This window comes from Pseudoalteromonas sp. S554, from assembly GCF_005930865.1.
In the GTDB taxonomy this organism is placed as follows: Bacteria; Pseudomonadota; Gammaproteobacteria; order Enterobacterales; family Alteromonadaceae; genus Pseudoalteromonas; species Pseudoalteromonas marina.
This window is the reverse complement of record NZ_PNDV01000034.1, coordinates 88,632-107,097: the sequence shown is the minus strand read 5'-3', so window position 1 is coordinate 107,097 and position 18,466 is coordinate 88,632. Positions and strand designations below refer to the sequence as shown.

Sequence of the window (18,466 nt, the reverse complement as noted above, 5' to 3'; positions counted from 1 at the left end):
TGGGTGTCGTTTTTGTTCTGATGTTATTTGTCGTTATCATTTAGAAATGCGGTACTAGCTCAGTTGGTAGAGCGCGACCTTGCCAAGGTCGAGGTCACGAGTTCGAGCCTCGTGTACCGCTCCAATATTTTTATCCCTTCAAAATATCTACATTAAAAAGCATAATTCAAACCGTTATTACCTAATTTTTCCTATTTATAATATTCAGCATTCAGGCTTTGATTATTTGACGTTATCACTTTTGCGCAGAGCCAGCTTTTCATTAATAAAGCGATATTTTATCCTGAGGTCGTATAGTTGAAGCAAGAGGGGGATACTTTTTGACTGAGAAGTTTTGAAATTTCAGTTAAAGCAGTTCACCTTGAATAGTTGCTATAATGCGCCTTGCGCCACCAACATCTCGGTGCTCTCCTAAATAAATACCCTGCCAAGTTCCTAAAGCTAAGTATCCATTTGAAATTGGAATACTTAACTCACAACCAAGTGTGCTGGTTTTTATGTGGGCAGGCATATCGTCGTCGCCTTCATAATCATGACGATAATAGGGCTGTCGCTCAGGTACAAATTTATTGAAGTGACTTTCCATATCCATACGCACAGTAGGATCGGCATTTTCGTTAATCGTTAGACTTGCTGATGTGTGTTGAATAAATAAATGCAGTAAGCCTACTTTGTAGTGGGTAATTTCGGGGAGTTGGTTTAAAACGTCATCATCAATTAAGTGAAAACCCCGAGAACGAGGTTTCAGTGAAATTGTTTTTTGTTGCCAACTCATAGTGTATCGAAACTAACTTCTATATTGGCTGTGCCAGCGTCGCTACTAAATGGCATTATGATTTTTTTGCCTTGGCTTTTATGTGTTATTGTATGGCCCGCACCTGAAACAACAATAGGTGTAGCCATATCAAAATCAAACCCTTTTTCGCCTAACAGGTTTTTTGCACCACCGGTTACCATATTAGTGATTTCACCCACCATGTCTGTGACTTCTTCATTAATAGTGTCTGGGCGCTCGCCAAGCATACGTTCCATAATTGTAAGAGCTAGACTTTCGTCAAATGTGATTGAGAACGACCCACGCGTTTGCGGGCCAACCATACCAATTAAACCAGATACATCGCCACAGGCGACTTCATCAGTTTTAATGCGCGGTTTACCAGGTTTCAACTGTGTTTGTGCCATGGTGCTTAACACGTTGATTAATGATGATAAAAAAGGATTGATAAACTCTACATTCATACTGAATACTCTTAAATTTGTGCTATTGAATGGCTACAACTTACTAGTATAGCCATAAAGAATTATTTTGTTTTTATAAAGCTCTGCAAGACTCACATTTACCATGAGCTTCAATTGTTTGCCCTGATACTACAAACCCACTTTCTGCCGCTAAGTTGTTTAGCTCATGAGAGATAACGGTAGAGTGAAGTTCTTTAACATATCCGCAGTTATCGCAAATTAGCAATTGTACAGGATGAATATGATCAAAATGATGACACAACATAAATGCGTTGGTGCTTTCAATTTTATGAATAAATCCTAGTTCGGCTAAAAAGTCTAATGCACGATAAATAGTGGCTGGCTTGGCACCAGACTCAGTAATTTTGAGTTGTTCTAGTAGATCATAGGCACCTACACCACCTTGTGCACTGGCTAATAAGCGAAATACTTTTTCACGGATAGGCGTAAAACGAGCGCCACGGTTGTCACATACTTGCTTAGCTTTACTAACTAGTGATTCTATATTCATCATTCTCTTATCCTTACGCTACCATGATATACTAACATACTGTGTTGTAGTTGCAGTGTTTTTATTAGGCGCTTTTTATTTAGGAAACCCCGAAATGAACGAATTATTAGCCATTTTTATCTTCTTTTTTGCGGTGATAGACCCAATAGGAACTGTACCTGTATTTATTGCAGTGACCCGAGGAGAAGATGATAAATTTAAGCGCAAAGTCATCTTTAAGGCCGTTGGGGTATCGGCTGTTGTGCTGCTATTTTTTGTTGTAGCTGGTGAGCTTTTATTAAATGCGATTGAAATTCCATTGTCGGCTTTTCAGATAGCGGGCGGCATAGTACTACTGCTTTTTGCACTGTCGATGATTTTTGGTGAAAGCAAACCCGAAACAGAAATAAAAAGCGTACGTGACAGCACTGAAACAGCCATCTTTCCATTGGCTATTCCTTCAATCGCGAGCCCAGGCGCTATGTTAGGTGCTGTGCTTATGACACGTAATGAAGAGTTTACTTGGATTGAGCAACTAATGACGTCCTCGATGATGCTTGCTGTTTTGGCTTTGGTACTCATATTACTTTTACTTGCAACACATGTGCATAAAGTTATTGGCGATAGTGGCGCGAGTATTATAAGTAGAATAATGGGACTTATTTTAAGCTCTGTTGCAGTAACTAATATTTTAAATGGTATAGCGCATTACTTTGGTTTGCAGGTATATAGCTAATATTGCTGCTAGTCGGGGTTTTGTGTAAAATGCGCCTCCTTTAAACGCCTTGCTTTTATACCCACTTGGGTTTTACATTTGGATGAATATATTTTGGATAAACCAACTTTAAACAGACGCTTTTCTGTCGCCCCAATGCTTGATTGGACTGACCGTCATTGTCGTACTTTTCATCGTAAAATGACAAAGCACACAGTGCTATACACAGAAATGATCACCACGGGCGCTATTTTGTTTGGCCGAGGCGACTACTTGCATTTTAACCAGCATGAGGGACCTGTTGCATTGCAATTGGGTGGTTCTGATCCTGAGGCATTGGCAAAATGTGCGAAGCTTGCCGGGGAGCGTGGTTATGATGAAATTAATCTAAATGTAGGCTGCCCGTCAGATCGGGTTCAAAATGGTCGCTTTGGTGCGTGTTTAATGGCCGAACCCGAATTGGTTGCTCAGTGCGTTGCCGCAATGAAAAATGAAGTTAGTATTCCGGTGACTGTTAAAACGCGCATTGGTATAGACGAGCAAGATTCGTATGAGTTTTTATGTGCGTTAATTGAAGCAAGTTATAAAGTAGGCTGTGATGACTTTATTATCCATGCGCGCAAAGCATGGCTAAATGGTCTAAGCCCTAAAGAAAACCGTGAAGTCCCGCCACTTGATTACCCGCGTGTATATCAACTTAAGAAAGATTATCCGCAACTCGATTTAAGTATTAATGGCGGCGTGAAAACGATTGAGCAAAGCCTTGAGCATCTTCAATACATTGACGGGGTTATGGTTGGGCGCGAGGCCTACAGTAATCCGTTTATGCTTAACGAGGTTGATGAAAAAATTTACGGCGATACAGCTAACACGCAAACCCGTCATGATGTTGTACGCTCAATGTATGATTATATTGAAGAAGAAATGCGATTAGGCGCTAATTTTTGGCATGTTGCACGTCATATGCTAGGTATTTTTCAGGGACAACCTGGTGCGCGTGGCTTTAGACGTCACCTTTCAGAGAATGGCCATGGTAAGCAGGCTGATTTATCTGTAATGGATAAAGCACTTAGCTTTGTCCCCGAGTAATTTTTTTCAAACGTAACATATAAAGCCACTTATACAGTGGCTTTTTTTGATCCTAAAAATTAGTCAAAAACATAATTTATTGGCCAATTATACTTAGCGCTATTCAGTGTGTGGTCATTTTAATCTTATCTTTTTTATTTCAACTCTTTGATAATAAGATTCTTTTATTAATATAAAGTGACTTGGCATAACTCTTGGAATCTACTTGTTGTAATCAATTAAAAATCAACAGGAGAATACAATGGGAATAGTTAATCGCGTAAACGATGTTATTCAATCAAATATAGTGGCAATGCTTGATAAAGCTGAAGATCCTCAAAAGCTTGTTAACTTAATGCTTAACGATATGCAGGATGCATTAAACGAATGCCGAAGCACAGCCGCTGCGCTTTTATGTGAAGAAAAAGCAATTAACCGCCAACTTTATACTAAAAAAGCAGAGCTTGCGACATGGCAATCTAAAGCTGAGTTAGCAATTGAAAAAGGTCGCGATGACCTTGCAAAGTCAGCACTCATTTCTAAACAAGCTGTAAGCGAAAGCATTGAAAAGAAGCAAGCTCAACGTGAGACTTTACAAGAGTCTTTATTAAAAACCAGATCTGACTGTGAACGCCTTCAACAAAAAATAGCAGAGGCAAAAACAAAGCAAGCTCAACTAGCGCAGCGCCATGATGTAGTCGTTGCCAGGTCGCATATAAATACTCAGTTAAATAGCGATAAAGTAGCTCATGCACTCTCTCGTTTTGAGCAAATAGAGCAACGTGTTGAGGGAATTGAAGCACAAGTCGAGGCGTATGAGTTAACTGATAAGGCTAATTCGACGGCAACTCAAATCGAGTCACTTGTTAAAAACGAAAAAATTGAAACAGAGCTGGCTAGTTTAAAAGCACGCTTAAATGTTAGTTCTAAACAAAGCGCCTAGGGGGAATTATGAGTCGATTTAATCATCAGCGTGGTTGGTTTAAAGACACGCTAAATAAAAAGATATCTGGCGTATGTAGTGGCTTAGCTTACCGATTAGATTTTCCGGTGTGGGCAACACGTTTGGTTACTATTTTACTGTTTTTAAGTTTTCCGTTTGTAGTTGCGCTTAGTTATTTTATTGCGCATTGCTGTTTAGAAGAAAAGCATATTAAGGAATTTTAAAATGAAAGCTATAGCTGTTTGTATACTCATTTATTTGGTGTTTTTTACTAACTCATTCTCATTTTTAAACTTTGACACGTGGCAGTTTCCATTGTGGATTGCAGATATGAGCTGGGTTGGTGTTGAATTAGTGAGTGTACTTATAGCCATTGTAGCCGTTGCCGCAATTGCTGCGTTAGTGACTTTAGGTTTGATTGGTGCAGCAGCAGTGGCTGTTATTGGTACTGTTTTGGCTTTGCTATTTGGCTCAGTGATGATTGCATGGCCATTATTATTTATTGCCGTATTGTGCTGGTTAGTGGCTGATAACAAAAAAGTGGTTTCTTAATCCTTAATTTAACTCACTATTCCCCGTTAACTATGTTAAATTTAACGTGTGATATTACGTTTTTACAAGGATTAAAATGATGACAAAATTGTGTTTATCTTTTGTGTCTGCATTGGCTTTTAGTTTTTTTTCGTCATCTTTGGCTGCGCACTCTGGCCATAACCATTCAGCCGATACCGCACAACTTGAAGTAAGTAACGCGCAAGTTAGAGAGTTCTTACCTGGCGGTAAGGCAAGTGCCGCCTACTTAACTATTTCCAATCATAGTGGTACAAATGCAATATTAACAAAGGCCAGTATTGACGGACTAGCACGTGTTGAAATACATGAGCATGCACATGTTGATGGTATGATGAAAATGCAAAAGGTCGAATCGGTCATTGTGAAAGCGCATGAAAGTGTCGATTTTCAGCCTGGAGGCTATCATTTAATGGTATTTGAGCCACAAGAGCCTTTAAAAGCAGGGCAAGAACGCAAACTAACGCTATATTTTAGTGATGGTAATCGTTTATTTACAAATATTGAAGTGGTTACGCTAGAGTCGCAAATAAATAAAGCTAAGTCGTCAGCACAACATTCTCATCATTAGGAGTTTACATGTCGCAACACAAAGGAAAAATAGCAGGCATTATAGCTATACTGCTTATTATATTTTACGCCATTGCCGTTTACTGGAGTACTGAGCCTTCACGTTTTGATGTGGTTGAAAGTGCAAAAGAGCAAGCGCAACTTCGAAATGAAACAATGGTGACGGGTTACATTACTACATCAACACTTATCACTGTTGCAAATACGCTGCTTGATAAGCCGGGCGGGTATTTATCAAACGACGTTATACCACCTAGCATTATTATGGATGATATGCCTGCTTGGGAATATGGCGCACTTGAAATGGTTCGTGATTTATCACTTTCTATGAGAAAAGATTTTAGCCGCTCTCAATCGCAATCAACTGAACACGAAGCGCTTAAAAAAGCACAACCTCAATTTAATATAAGTTCTGAAGCTTGGGCGTGGCCAAGTGCTGAGGGCGAGTACCAAAAAGGGATTGATTACTTAATTGTTTACCGTACGCAAATGGCTCATCAGCATGAGCGCGATAGTCAGTTTTATGCCCGGGCTGATAACTTACGTAGTTGGTTAAAAGAAGCTGAAAAACGTTTAGGCAGTCTAAGTCAGCGTTTAAGTGCAAGTGTTGGACAAGATAAAGTTAACACTGACTTAGCTGGTAATTCTTCAAATAAGCAAGCAACGCTTGCTCCATTGCAGCAGCAGGTAAGAACACCATGGCTTGATATAGATGATGTGTTTTATGAGTCTCGTGGTGCAACGTGGGCGTTACTGCATTTTTTACAAGCTGTAGAGTATGACTTTAACGATGTACTTGAAAAGAAAAACGCACGCGTTAGCTTACAGCAAATCATTCGTGAACTTGAGGCCACGCAAGAAACTGTATGGAGCCCACTAATTTTAAACGGAAATGGTTTTGGCTATGTTGCTAATCATTCTCTTGTTATGGCAAATTATATTTCTAGAGCCAACGCGGCTTTAATCGAACTTAGCGAACTATTAGCGCAAGGATAAAAAATGAAAAAGTATTGTTTAGCAGCTGCCTTATCTATGGCATGTTTAGCACCTGCAGCTCAGGCTGATACCCTATTAGGTTTATATGTAGGTGTTGATGGTTGGCAGTCGGATAATGAAGGTCAGCTTTCTTACAAAGCAAATGCACCTCAAGATTTTAACTTTGAAGATGAAACATACATAAGCTATTACGCCGCGCTTGAGCATCCGGTGCCATTAGTACCTAATCTTAAATTAAAGTATACAGAACTTGAGCTAAATGGTTCTACTGTACTAAATGATACGTTTAGCTTTAATGGTTCAGACTACGTAGTGGGTACAACCGTTAATTCTGTAAGCGATTTAACGCATGTAGATTACATTTTGTATTACGAAATATTTGATAATGACCTGATTTCTATTGATTTAGGTCTAAACGCAAAGCAGTTTGACGGTGACATCATTGTTAATGGTACAACGCAAGATGGCGGCGCAAATTTTACTGAAACGGTTGAGTTTTCTGGTTTTGTGCCACTTGCATACGCGCGTGCAGAAGCAGGCTTACCACTTACAGGTTTAAGTGTGTTTTTTGAAGGCAGCCTTTTGGCAATTGACGATAGTAAAGTGCAAGATTATCAAGTAGGTGTTGCTTGGGAACTTGTAGATAACTTAGCTGTAGATATTGCTGTTAAAGCAGGTTACCGATCAATGGTATTAGAGCTTGACGATATTGATGATATTACTACTGATATTGACGCATCGGGTCCGTTTGCAGGTATTCAGGTTCATTTTTAATTAGTGCCTTCTAATTAAACAAAGCGTGGCGTCCTATTTTGTAGTATGCCACGCTAAATCAAACTCTCCCTCTAGTGCCGTGTTTACCAGCTGCTTATATACTTTATTTACAGGAAATCGTATGAGTTTAGATAGTTCATCGCCGGTTTGTGTGAATTTGTAATAGCTTAACACCAAATCACTATTTTTTGCTTTAAGCGTCACCTTTTGAGATAAAAACGACAAAGTGAGTTCTTGGCCAGCTTTAAGCACCGCAGATTCGATTTCTTTTCTGTAAAGCAAATTCAAATCCATTAAAGTTAAAATATCAGGAAAGCCTATTCCTGTTTTACCTAAATTTAATGACACTTTATTTCCCTTACGAAGTAGGTCAAATAAAGACGGTTTTTTATAAAAGCCAAGTAAAATAAAGTGGCTATCGTCTTTTTCATTATAACCTGACAAAGACACGCATTTTTGCAAAGAGTCGGCTTCGCGCTGAGTCATGTGTTTTAGTGTTTGTAAGCTTTTAATTGAAAAAGTCCCCGGGCTTAATGTTTCACCGGTTAAAATTTTTGCCCACAATGCTTGCATAGAGCTATTTGAGGTGTCCTCACATAAAGCAATAAAGTGTTCAACCCAATCTGCATCAGGGTGTTTATTGCTAGCTACATCGGGGCAAAACTCCATTGCTTTGGTTAAGATAGCTTCTATATTTTGTTGGCGCTTAATAGCCAGTAAATCGTGTCTTTGCTTTGCGCGAGTCAGCAAAGGGTGTTCGCTATTTATATGGTACTGCGGTTTTACTTGCCCTTTTGTATTGTAACTTTGTTCTGATGATGGCGAAGTGTCGTTGTTGGGCACCTTAGTCACAGGGTAGCCAAGTAACGATTCTATTATATTAGCTAGATTAATCCGTGCTTGTGCTGTTTTTACTGTCATGGCTATTTGCTACGCTTTGTATATCGCTTAATTGTGCTACGGTTTTTAAATTATTTAACCCAAGCTCTAGAGTGTTATTTAAAATATACTCATATACGAGTGCCATATAGCCTGAAATGAGAAGAGTCGTTGATTGTCCCTCAATATAACAGGTCACGATATTGGCATTTGCCTGCGGTGAAAATGTGAGTGTGCCTTCAATAATGTGTTCATTATTTAGCAATATGTTGAACGACATTTCATCATCACTTAGGGAGGTTATAGTCATTTCACCATATCCCCATTTTCCTATCCATGATTGATGAGCGCCTACACCAGCACCAGGTTCATTAACAATAAACTCAATGGTGGGGTCTACTTGCTGCCAAGGTGACCATGTGTGCCATTGGTTAAAGTCGGCAACAAGTGTTTTTATTGTACTGGTATTGGCATTAATTTCTACGTGTTTACTTACACGATAATCTTGTGGCAGCAGTAATCCGACTACGACTATTATAAGTAGTAAAACTAATACATATTTGAACAGTACTTTTAATAATTTAATAACCATACCTTTGGTAGTTTTTTTAACTATATATGTAACAACTTTTTGTTAATCGACTATAGTATGAATTAGATCATAAGCCAAAAACTAAATTTATAGCTTTTTAAACATTACGTTAGAATATTTAAGCATTAAGCAGTACCAGAAAAAGGGTAAATATGTCGTCTGAACAAAATGATTTTCTATTTTTAGACCCACAGCAAGACGACGAAATAGTTGTTGAGCCATCTCGATATTGGGATATTTTAATTGTAGACGACGACGAAGAAATTCATACGGTTACAAAGCTCGCATTATCTGGACTAGAGTATGGTGGTGCTAGGCTTAGGTTTCATCACGCATATTCTGGCGCTGAGGCCAAAAATATACTTACTCAGCCCAATGATATATCTGTTATTTTTTTAGACGTTATTATGGAAACTGACGATGCCGGCTTTCAGGTGGTTAAACATGTCAGAGACACTCTTAATAACAAACGCGTTCGCATTATTTTACGTACGGGCCAAGCCGCTAATATCCCCGAAGAAAAAGTTATTCGTGAATACGATATAAACGATTACAAAACTAAAACAGAGCTGACACGCTCAAAACTTGTGACAACGCTTATTGCTGCTATTCGTTCTTACGAACAGATATGCCTACTTGAGTATCAAGCGCAAGCGATGAATACTATTTTATCTGCCTCTAAATACATTTTGGGGCAAACAGATGTAAAAGTATTGTGCAATAAAGCACTTGAATTTATGGGGGTTATTTTAGGTTGTAAATCTAACGGATTAATTTGTACCAAGCTTGATGGTGAAAATTTTATTCAGGTTCTGGGCGGGTGTGAAAAGTACGAAGAATATTTTGGTGAAAAATTAGTTAATGTTAACCAAACTGCGTTATCTCAGGTTGAGGCCTGTTTTGGACAACTCACTCATCAATATACAGATAACAGCATCACCTTTATTTTAAAAAGTAAGCACCGCAAAGCTGCTTTATATATTGAGAGTGGTGGAGCACCGACAGATATTCAACTGCAGTTTGCTGAAATATTTTTAACTAATATTAGTATTGCGCTCGATAATATACGGTTGTTTGTAAAGCTAAGAGATGCAGCTTATAAAGACCTACTCACTGGTATTTCAAATAGAACTGATTTTATTGAGCGCATAGATGATTTTCAAAACGTCAGTGAAAACAAATATGTGTTTGTTTTGTTAGACGTTATTAACTTCTCAGATATAAATGATGGCTTAGGGCAAGATGTAGGTAATAAGCTACTTATTGCTATTGTTGAGCGTTTGAGAGCAATTGTCCCCACAGCTCAATTACTCTCTCGTGTAGGTGCTGATGTATTTGGTTTTTTAATCCCAAAAAGTGAATTTGTTTTAACTGATTTTAATGAAAAGTTAAGTCCGTCGTTTTCTGCTGCGGAACATGTGTTACCCATCGATTTTAGAATTGGCTTATGCCAACAGCAAGACTTTCAAGGCTCTGGTTTAGAAACATTAAAAGTGGCTTATATTGCTTTAAATCATGCTAAAAAAATAAAGCACAAGGAAGGTGTTTATTACAGTATTGATATGCAAGAAAAAATGGAGTGGCGATTAGGTTTAATTAGACAGCTGCGCCATGATTTTGCCAGAGGGAAGCTCGAAGTATGGTACCAACCGCAGTTATCGTTTGATGATTTGTCATTAATTGGTTGCGAAGCTCTTTTACGCTGGCCGTTGGAAAATGGCACCTACATTTCACCCGCAGTGTTCATACCTTTAGCTGAAGACGCTGGACTCATCGTTGATATAGGGCAGTGGGTGTTAGAGCAAGCGTGCCAACAGCAAAAGCGATTAGAAAATGAAGGAACTGAAATATGTATTGCTGTTAACGTGTCGGTTCCGCAATTTAAAGTTAAAGGGTATGCGCAAACAGTAAAAAATACCTTACTAAAATACGGTGTGGACCCAAAAAACATTGAGCTTGAAGTCACTGAAAGCGTAGTAATGGATGAATTAGACACGGTTATTAACACTCTGAGGGAGCTCAAGGCGTTGGGTATTGAAGTTGCTATTGATGACTTTGGCACAGGGTTTTCTTCATTAAGTTATATACAAAGCCTTCCTATCGATAGACTAAAGATTGATAGGTCGTTTATTAAAGATCTTAATAATGGTGATACCGGTGCCGTTGCTGGATTAGTAATATCGTTAGGTGCAAAGTTAGGTTTAAAAACAATAGCAGAGGGTGTTGAAACGCAGGAACAAGCTAAGTTTTTAAAAGACTTAGGATGCGATGAAGTACAAGGGTTTATGTATGCTAAACCTATGCCTGAAAACAAGTTATTAGAGTTCATTAGTAAACGAAAAACATAGATAGTTATAGGCTTAGTGTTAAAGGTATTTCATACGTTGTAATGTTGTATATATAAACAAGTCTATGATGTATAATTTGCGCCTTTTGTTATTCTACGGTCACATTTATGAGCACACTCAAAGCTAAGCGCGCCTTATTCTCTTACCCCAAGTATTGGGCTGAGTGTTACGGCACTGCACCATTTTTACCTACATCACGCGAAGAGATGGATGCACTTGGCTGGGATAGCTGCGACATAATAATAATTAGTGGTGATGCGTATGTTGACCACCCAAGCTTTGGGATGGCAGTAATCGGACGTGTGCTCGAAGCGCAAGGTTTTAGAGTAGGTATTATTGCTCAGCCCAAATGGGATACAAAAGACGCATTTATGGAGCTTGGCAGGCCAAACCTATTTTTTGGTGTAACTGCTGGTAACATGGACTCAATGATTAACCGTTACACAGCTGAAAAGCGTATGCGCCACGATGATGCTTATACACCAGACAACGTAGGTGGTAAACGCCCGGATCGAGCGGTGATGATTTACTCTCAGAAGTGTCGTGAAGCATACAAAGGTATTCCTATTGTTATTGGCGGTATTGAGGCCAGCCTTCGCAGGATAGCCCATTATGATTATTGGCAAGAAAAAGTGCGCCGTAGCATTTTGTTTGACTCAAAAGCCGATATATTGATTTACGGAAATGCTGAGCGCCCATTAGTAGAAGTTGCCCACCGTATTGCCGGTGGTGAAACGATGGATACGATTCAAGACATTCGTGGTACCGCTGTGATTCGTAAAGAACCTTTGCCGGGCTGGCGGGGGAGTGATTCAACAGCTATTGATAAAATAGGTAAAATAGACCCCATTCCAAACCCTTACGGAGCCGATGATGTTGGCTGTAGCAAGTCTGAGTTTAAACAAGCAGGTATTGATTTAAAAGCAGAAGCTGCAAAGCCTATTACCGTGCAGCCAGCGCGTCCTAAGCCATGGGAAAAAACGTATGTTAAACTTCCAGCGTACGAGCAAGTAAGTGTTAACAAACCTTTATACGCGCATGCCTCAAGGATATTACACCAAGAAACTAACCCTGGTTGTGCAAGAGCTTTGTTCCAGCGTCATGGCGATCGCTCTATTTGGGTGAATCCACCGGCTTATCCTTTAGAAACACATGAAATGGATGCGGTATTTGGATTACCTTATCAACGAATTCCTCATCCACGTTATGGCGACGCTAAAATACCTGCTTACGACATGATAAAAACGTCGGTGAATATTATGCGTGGCTGTTTTGGTGGGTGTTCATTCTGTTCGATTACAGAGCACGAAGGGCGTATTATTCAAAGCCGATCGCAAGAGTCCATTATTGAAGAAATTGAACAGATCAGAGATAAAGTGCCCGGTTTTACTGGCGTTATTTCCGATTTAGGTGGGCCAACGGCCAACATGTACAAATTACGTTGTACAAGCAAAAAAGCAGAAAGTACCTGCCGACGCTTATCGTGCGTATACCCTGATATTTGTAAGCATATGGACACGGATCACACGCCTACAATCGACTTATACAAAAAAGCACGTGATGTAAAAGGCATTAAAAAAGTTCTTATCGCTTCGGGCGTTCGCTATGACCTTGCTGTACGCGATCCTCGCTATGTTAAAGAGCTGGTGACACATCATGTGGGCGGGTATCTAAAAATAGCGCCAGAGCATACTGAAGACGGTCCATTATCAAAAATGATGAAGCCAGGCATGGGTGCTTACGATCAATTTAAAGAATTATTTGATAAGTACTCGAAAGAAGCGGGTAAAAAGCAGTATTTAATTCCGTATTTTATTTCTGCGCACCCAGGAACTAAAGACGAAGATATGGTAAACATGGCTTTATGGCTTAAGTCTAACGACTTTAAGTTGGATCAAGTGCAAAACTTTTATCCATCCCCAATGGCCAATGCGACCACTATTTACCATACAGAGATGAACTCACTGCGTAATATCAAGAATAATAGTGAAGTAGTGCCAGTGCCAAAAGGAGCACGCCAGCGCAGATTACACAAAGCTATTTTGCGCTACCATGATGCATCGGGCTGGCCAATGATACGTGAAGCACTTCGCAAAATGGGTAAAGCCAACTTAATTGGCAAAGGGCCAAACTGTTTAGTGCCAGAAGAAGGCCGCGATGAAAAAGCGGGTAAAACCGTTAATAAAGGCCGTAAAGGGGCTCGCCCAGCGCTTACACGTCATACGGGATTTAGCCAATTTAAAAAGGCTAATACAAAACCTAAAGTGGGTGGAAATAGGCACAAAGCCAGATAGTTATTACCGAGACAATAAAAACGCGCAGCTATAAATTAACTGCGCGTTTTTTTATAACAGCTTTTAAATTTATATTAACAGCCAAGTGGCGGTGCCTAAAAAGGCAAAAATACCCACAATATCTGTCACTGTTGTTAGCACTACACTGCCTGCAAGTGCAGGGTCTATATTCATTTTTTTAAGTAAAATTGGAATACTTGCACCAGCAACCCCAGCCACAACTAAGTTCATAAACATGGCAAAAGCGAGTACGCCGCCGAGCATAAAATCCCACTGCCAAAGTGCAATGACACCCGCTATCAACAATGACCACAAAATGCCATTGAGTGCTCCAATAGCGAGTTCTTTCATCATTAAAAAGCGTTGGTTGGTTTGATTTATATGACCAACAGCTATACCACGAATAACAAGTGTGAGTGATTGACTGCCAGCAACACCGCCCATAGAAGGAACAATGCCATTAAGCACTGCTAATATGGGTAAAATATCGAGTGTGCTTTCAAAAAAACTGGCTACAAAGGCGGCCGCAAGCGCAGTTAATAAGTTAACTCCTAACCATACTGAGCGTTTTTTAGAGCTTTTTAAGACAGGAGCAAAGGTATCTTCTTCATCATCAAGGCCCGCCAAACTCAGTAAACTATGTTCGGCGTCTTCACGAATTACGTCAACAATATCATCGATCGTGACACGACCAAGTAGCTGATCGTTGTCATCAACAACTGGGGCCGAGATCCAATTATGGCGCTCAAACAGTTGTGCGACTTCACTTTCATCCATTGAAATTGGAATTGACTCACATTCTTCATCCATTAAATCGCGAACAATTTTTTCTGGTGGATTAGTTAGCAATGTACTCAGCGATAAAGCACCAATAAAGCAGTTATGTTTATCAACCACATACAGGTCATCAGTGCCTTCAGGTAACTCTCCGCGAAGTCGAATGTAACGTAGTACGACATCAATGGTCACATCTGGGCGAATAGTTACTGTATCGGTGTTCATAAGTGCGCCGGCAGAACGCTCTTGATAAGATAGCGCTTGTGTTGCGCGTTCTCTATCTTGGGTGTCCATGGCGCTAACAACGTCTTGGTAAACGGTGTCAGGCAAACTACGTAATACTTCACCTAGGTCATCGTGACCCATGTCTTCAGTGGCAGCAGCAATGTGCTCAGGCTCCATTTGGGCAATAATACCCAGGCGCACGTCTTCTGATAATTCTTCGAGTACATCACCTTGAACATCAGGATCAACTAACTGCCATAGCAAGCGACGAATTTTGTGTGGAGATGATTCTAATAATAACGCAGTATCACATGGCGCTGTTTTTGCGAGCATGCGCCTAACTTGAACAAACTGACCACTATTAAGTGACTTGGTCACTTGTTTTAGTTGTTGTAGTGGGTAGTCTTGTTCAAAAGCTTCGGGCATTGGCGTCCTTTATTTATACTGTAACTGTTACCTAGTGGGTGGGGGAGTACGACCTAGCAGCCAGTTATTTTGATTATAGTTATTTTATTTAAATGTTAAAAATTAACGTTACTCTTGTTCGTTAAATCGTTGCGAAATAAGTTCTCCAATGGCATTTAAAGCTTGCTCTGCATCAGGCCCTTCACATACCACTTTAACTTCTTTACCTTGGCTACTTTCAAGTAGCATTAGTGCTAATACACTGTCACCAGCAGCTTCTTTATCATCTTGAAATAAGGTGATTGAAGCATCAAATTTTACAGCGAGTTGGGCTAATACAGTCGCGGCTCTGGCATGCAGTCCTAATTTATTTTGTATTAAAAAAGTGTCTTCTATACGCATACATTACTCTATCAAAGCTGAACAGGTTATTAGTTTTGTAAAATTACTTTTCTTGTTCTCTGTGACGTATTTTTACATTGGGATGCGTAACTGCAAAGCTTTCGCCAATTGTTTGCGCTAAATATACAGAGCGATGTTGCCCGCCAGTACAGCCAATCGCAATAGTTAAATAGCTTCTGTTATTTCGCTCTAGGTGTGGTAGCCATGTTTGTACAAAGGTTTGTATTTGCCATGTAAATTTTTGAACTATGCTGTGGCTAGCCAAATAATCTTTTACTGGTTGGTCTAGGCCGTTGAGTGGTTTTAGTTCAGGCTCCCAGTGCGGGTTAGGTAAAAAACGTGCATCAAATACGTAATCTGCCTCTTTAGGAATGCCATGTTTAAAACCAAATGATTCAAATGTAACAATCAGCTGCTTGTCTTTTTTACCTAGTATTTTTTCGCGAATTGATTCAGCAAGTTGATGAACGCTTAGCTCACTGGTATCGATCATGTAATCGGCGCGCGTAATTAGCACATCGAGAAGTTCTTTTTCTTTTTTTATGGCTAAATCAAGCGGAAGTGAATCTATTGATAAAGGGTGTAAGCGCCTAGTTTCAGAAAAGCGCTTAATAAGGGTTTGATCTTCACTGTCTAAGTAGAACAGCGTTGGTTTTGTAAAACCCGGTAAGTATTCGATGATGTGATTAAATTCATCTTGCTCTTTTGGTAAATTTCGCACATCTATACTAACGGCAATTTTATCGTAGTTATCAGAAACGCTTCTTACCAAAGAAGGTAATAAATTTACTGGAATGTTATCTACGCAATAATAACCTAGATCTTCAACAACGCGCAAAGCAACCGACTTACCAGAACCAGAACGGCCACTTATGATAATCAACTCCATTAATCACCCTTTAAATTTGTTACGATTGGTCAACAATAATTTGATACAACTCAGCATCCGATTTAGCACAGCGAAGCTGCTTACAAAATTCTTTATTTTTTAGTTTATCAGCTATCGTTGCTAGCGTCTTTAAATGCTGTTGGTTATCGCCTTCAGGTACGATGAGTGCAACAAAAATATCAACAGGGCGGTTGTCTATAGCATCAAAATTAATCGGTGTTTCACTAACTAACACCAATGCTAAAGGTTCTTGTGCGCCGCTCATTCGGCCATGTGGAATAGCAATACCTCTTCCTATCCCTGTGCTGCCTAGTTTTTCGCGGGTTAATAAAGCGCCCAAAATATCCTGTTGAGATAAATACGGTAATTTATCGTGAGCCAGCTCGCTAATAAACTCTAAAATTCTTTTTTTACTATTAAAAAGGACCGCAGCTTTACTGCAGTCCTGGCATATAAGTGAACTTAATTTCATCATATTAGTGTCGAGCAAGCTTCTCTTTGTGTTTAATTACTTGACGGTCAAGCTTGTCAATCAATGAATCAATAGCTGCATACATATCTTGATGTTCAGTGGATGCGAATAATTCAGCACCACTTACATGAATAGTTGCTTCTGCTTTTTGATTTAATTTTTCTATATCAAGAATGACATGAACATTATTAATATGATCAGAGTGCCTTTCTAGCTTCGCAAATTTGGTATTTATATAGTCTCTTAATGAATCAGTTAGTTCTACATGACGACCAGTTAAATTTAGTTGCATAAGCATTACCCTCTTTGTTTAGCGTCTTAGATCAGGCTCTTTCGCTGATTTGACGGTGGAATAGCCAGAGATTCGCGATATTTTGCGATTGTACGTCTCGCTACTTTAATTCCTTGCTCAGCCAATATATCCGCAATTTTGCTATCACTCAATGGTTTTGCTGAGTTTTCTGCTGCGATTAATTTTTTAATAAGTGCACGTATTGCCGTAGATGAACATTCTCCACCATTTTCGGTACTAACGTGGCTTGAGAAAAAGTATTTAAGCTCAAATATTCCACGCGGTGTGTGCATATACTTTTGCGTAGTTACGCGCGAAATTGTTGATTCGTGCATTTCTACCATTTCGGCAACATCATTTAAAACCATCGGTTTCATGGCTTCTGGCCCGTGTTCAAAAAAGCCCTGTTGTTGTTTAACAATACAGTTAGTTACTTTTAAAAGTGTATCATTTCTACTTTCTAAGCTTTTTATAAACCATTTAGCTTCTTGTAAATGTGAGCGAATAAATTGACTATCGCCGCTTGATTTAACTGTACGCGACATCGCTGCATATTGGCTGTTTACACGAATTTTTGGCATGCTGTCTGGGTTTAACTCTACAATCCAGCGGCCTTTAATTTTTTTAACTGACACATCAGGTATTACATACTCAGACTCTTCTCGTACTATTGTGTCTGCAGGCTTAGGGTTGAGCGTATGAATAAGTGTCATTACTTCTTTAAGCTCATCTTCTTTGAGCTTCGTTTTTTTCATTAATGTACGGTAGTCACGAGCAGCTAACAAATCAATGTGCTCGGTTAAAATCATTTTTGTTTCATCAATAAAAGGCGTGCCTTTATCAAATTGATTTAACTGAATACACAAACACTCTTGTAAGCTACGTGCCGCAATACCCACTGGGTCAAATAGCTGAATGCGCTTTAATACCGCTTCTATTTCGTCAAGTTCAACCTCAACGTCATCGTCGTTATCTTGATTAAAGCTCTCTAAAATCTCTTCGCAACTGAGTGTCAGTATGCCTGAATCATCCACCGCTTCTACAATAGCAATAGCGATGGCTTCATCTGTAGGGCTAAATGGCGTTAATTGTAATTGCCACATTAAGTATTCGTGAAGCGTTTCAGTTGATGCGCCCTGATATATAGACTCATCTTCAGGCATTGGGCCTGAAGATGATGCAGGGGCTGCACTCATATACTCATCCCAGCTAACATCCATTGCCATGTCGTCACTTACGGTATCTTTAGCAAGCGCTTCACCACTGTCTTGTTCATACTCGCTAGGGGCTTCATCGGCAGATACGGTTACTGTAACTTCATCGTTATCTGCTTTTTGCTCATTTTTGCCCGCAAGATCATCGGCATAGTCTTGCTCCTCAACCTCAAGTAATGGGTTGCTGTCGAGCGCTTCTTGTATTTCTTGCTGAAGATCCAATGTGCTTAATTGCAGCAAGCGAATAGCTTGTTGCAACTGAGGTGTCATTGTAAGTTGCTGGCCCATGCGCAGCTGTAGTGATTGCCTCAT

At 39.6% G+C, this 18,466-nt stretch carries 21 protein-coding genes and 1 tRNA gene; 11 read left to right on the top strand and 11 right to left on the bottom strand.

Annotation, left to right across the window (positions count from 1 at the left end; all coding sequences use genetic code 11):
• The first annotated feature begins 48 nt into the window (after positions 1-48).
• Positions 49-124: transfer RNA gene (locus CWB65_RS08890), tRNA-Gly, on the top strand.
• A 222-nt stretch (positions 125-346) separates the two neighbouring features.
• Here CWB65_RS08890 and CWB65_RS08885 read toward each other — a convergent pair.
• The 3 genes from CWB65_RS08885 to CWB65_RS08875 form a co-directional block, all read right to left on the bottom strand.
• On the bottom strand, positions 347-775 hold the full coding sequence (locus CWB65_RS08885; RefSeq protein ID WP_008130265.1) for a secondary thiamine-phosphate synthase enzyme YjbQ: 429 nt from the start codon (positions 773-775) through the stop codon (positions 347-349).
• A complete protein-coding gene (locus tag CWB65_RS08880) occupies positions 772-1,239 on the bottom strand; it encodes a chemotaxis protein CheX (RefSeq protein ID WP_006792077.1) in 468 nt (155 codons plus the stop codon). Before CWB65_RS08880 ends, CWB65_RS08885 begins: the two co-directional genes overlap by 4 nt.
• Before the next feature lie 73 nt (positions 1,240-1,312).
• Positions 1,313-1,750 carry a transcriptional repressor gene (locus tag CWB65_RS08875; protein ID WP_033019044.1) on the bottom strand — a complete coding sequence of 146 codons (438 nt, stop codon included), beginning with the start codon at positions 1,748-1,750 and terminating at the stop codon, positions 1,313-1,315.
• Positions 1,751-1,844: 94 nt separating this feature from the next.
• Here CWB65_RS08875 and CWB65_RS08870 point away from each other — a divergent pair, with 94 nt between their 5' ends.
• The 8 genes from CWB65_RS08870 to CWB65_RS08835 all read left to right on the top strand — a co-directional run bounded on the left by CWB65_RS08870 (position 1,845) and on the right by CWB65_RS08835 (position 7,365).
• Complete coding sequence (locus tag CWB65_RS08870; RefSeq protein WP_006792079.1) at positions 1,845-2,465, top strand: MarC family protein; 621 nt, start codon at positions 1,845-1,847, stop codon at positions 2,463-2,465.
• 93 nt (positions 2,466-2,558) lie between these two features.
• On the top strand, positions 2,559-3,533 hold the full coding sequence (gene dusA, locus CWB65_RS08865) for a tRNA dihydrouridine(20/20a) synthase DusA (RefSeq protein ID WP_008130270.1): 975 nt from the start codon (positions 2,559-2,561) through the stop codon (positions 3,531-3,533).
• Positions 3,534-3,774: 241 nt separating this feature from the next.
• Positions 3,775-4,455, top strand: coding sequence for a PspA/IM30 family protein (locus CWB65_RS08860; protein ID WP_008130271.1), 681 nt, complete (start codon positions 3,775-3,777; stop codon positions 4,453-4,455).
• An 8-nt stretch (positions 4,456-4,463) separates the two neighbouring features.
• Positions 4,464-4,679 carry a PspC domain-containing protein gene (locus tag CWB65_RS08855; protein ID WP_008130273.1) on the top strand — a complete coding sequence of 72 codons (216 nt, stop codon included), beginning with the start codon at positions 4,464-4,466 and terminating at the stop codon, positions 4,677-4,679.
• 1 nt (position 4,680) lies between these two features.
• Entirely contained in the window at positions 4,681-5,007 is a 327-nt protein-coding gene (locus CWB65_RS08850) for a hypothetical protein (protein ID WP_008130274.1), read from the top strand.
• 79 nt (positions 5,008-5,086) lie between these two features.
• Positions 5,087-5,596: a copper chaperone PCu(A)C gene (locus tag CWB65_RS08845; RefSeq protein ID WP_082014408.1), complete on the top strand. Its 510-nt coding sequence runs from the start codon at positions 5,087-5,089 to the stop codon at positions 5,594-5,596.
• 8 nt (positions 5,597-5,604) lie between these two features.
• Positions 5,605-6,591, top strand: a complete 987-nt coding sequence (locus tag CWB65_RS08840) for a DUF2333 family protein (RefSeq protein ID WP_006792086.1) — start codon at positions 5,605-5,607, stop codon at positions 6,589-6,591.
• A 3-nt stretch (positions 6,592-6,594) separates the two neighbouring features.
• Positions 6,595-7,365 carry a TIGR04219 family outer membrane beta-barrel protein gene (locus tag CWB65_RS08835; protein ID WP_008130280.1) on the top strand — a complete coding sequence of 257 codons (771 nt, stop codon included), beginning with the start codon at positions 6,595-6,597 and terminating at the stop codon, positions 7,363-7,365.
• 33 nt (positions 7,366-7,398) lie between these two features.
• Here CWB65_RS08835 and CWB65_RS08830 read toward each other — a convergent pair whose 3' ends face one another.
• Together CWB65_RS08830 and CWB65_RS08825 are read right to left on the bottom strand one after the other, a co-directional pair.
• Positions 7,399-8,286 carry a TIGR03899 family protein gene (locus CWB65_RS08830; protein ID WP_138740427.1) on the bottom strand — a complete coding sequence of 296 codons (888 nt, stop codon included), beginning with the start codon at positions 8,284-8,286 and terminating at the stop codon, positions 7,399-7,401.
• Positions 8,255-8,836, bottom strand: coding sequence for an SRPBCC family protein (locus tag CWB65_RS08825; protein ID WP_039036365.1), 582 nt, complete (start codon positions 8,834-8,836; stop codon positions 8,255-8,257). The genes CWB65_RS08830 and CWB65_RS08825 overlap by 32 nt, the downstream gene beginning before the upstream one ends.
• Positions 8,837-8,988: 152 nt before the next feature.
• On the opposite strand from CWB65_RS08825, the gene CWB65_RS08820 reads away from it, so the two are divergent.
• Both CWB65_RS08820 and CWB65_RS08815 read left to right on the top strand, forming a co-directional pair.
• Entirely contained in the window at positions 8,989-11,184 is a 2,196-nt protein-coding gene (locus CWB65_RS08820) for a bifunctional diguanylate cyclase/phosphodiesterase (protein WP_058428334.1), read from the top strand.
• Between the two features lie 107 nt (positions 11,185-11,291).
• A complete protein-coding gene (locus CWB65_RS08815) occupies positions 11,292-13,478 on the top strand; it encodes a YgiQ family radical SAM protein (protein WP_039036367.1) in 2,187 nt (728 codons plus the stop codon).
• Between the two features lie 69 nt (positions 13,479-13,547).
• On the opposite strand, the gene mgtE is transcribed toward CWB65_RS08815, so the two are convergent.
• The 6 genes from mgtE to CWB65_RS08785 all read right to left on the bottom strand — a co-directional run bounded on the left by mgtE (position 13,548) and on the right by CWB65_RS08785 (position 18,466).
• Positions 13,548-14,906, bottom strand: coding sequence for a magnesium transporter (gene mgtE, locus CWB65_RS08810; RefSeq protein ID WP_006792092.1), 1,359 nt, complete (start codon positions 14,904-14,906; stop codon positions 13,548-13,550).
• Positions 14,907-15,014: 108 nt separating this feature from the next.
• On the bottom strand, positions 15,015-15,287 hold the full coding sequence (locus tag CWB65_RS08805; RefSeq protein ID WP_006792093.1) for an HPr family phosphocarrier protein: 273 nt from the start codon (positions 15,285-15,287) through the stop codon (positions 15,015-15,017).
• 43 nt (positions 15,288-15,330) lie between these two features.
• Positions 15,331-16,176 carry an RNase adapter RapZ gene (gene rapZ / locus CWB65_RS08800; protein ID WP_006792094.1) on the bottom strand — a complete coding sequence of 282 codons (846 nt, stop codon included), beginning with the start codon at positions 16,174-16,176 and terminating at the stop codon, positions 15,331-15,333.
• Between the two features lie 19 nt (positions 16,177-16,195).
• Positions 16,196-16,648 (bottom strand): PTS IIA-like nitrogen regulatory protein PtsN, encoded by a 453-nt coding sequence (gene ptsN / locus CWB65_RS08795; protein ID WP_006792095.1) that lies wholly within the window; start codon positions 16,646-16,648, stop codon positions 16,196-16,198.
• A 4-nt stretch (positions 16,649-16,652) separates the two neighbouring features.
• The gene (gene hpf / locus CWB65_RS08790) at positions 16,653-16,940 is read right to left on the bottom strand and encodes a ribosome hibernation promoting factor (protein ID WP_006792096.1); all 288 of its coding nucleotides are present in this window, start codon (positions 16,938-16,940) and stop codon (positions 16,653-16,655) included.
• Between the two features lie 26 nt (positions 16,941-16,966).
• Complete coding sequence (locus tag CWB65_RS08785) at positions 16,967-18,466, bottom strand: RNA polymerase factor sigma-54 (protein WP_006792097.1); 1,500 nt, start codon at positions 18,464-18,466, stop codon at positions 16,967-16,969.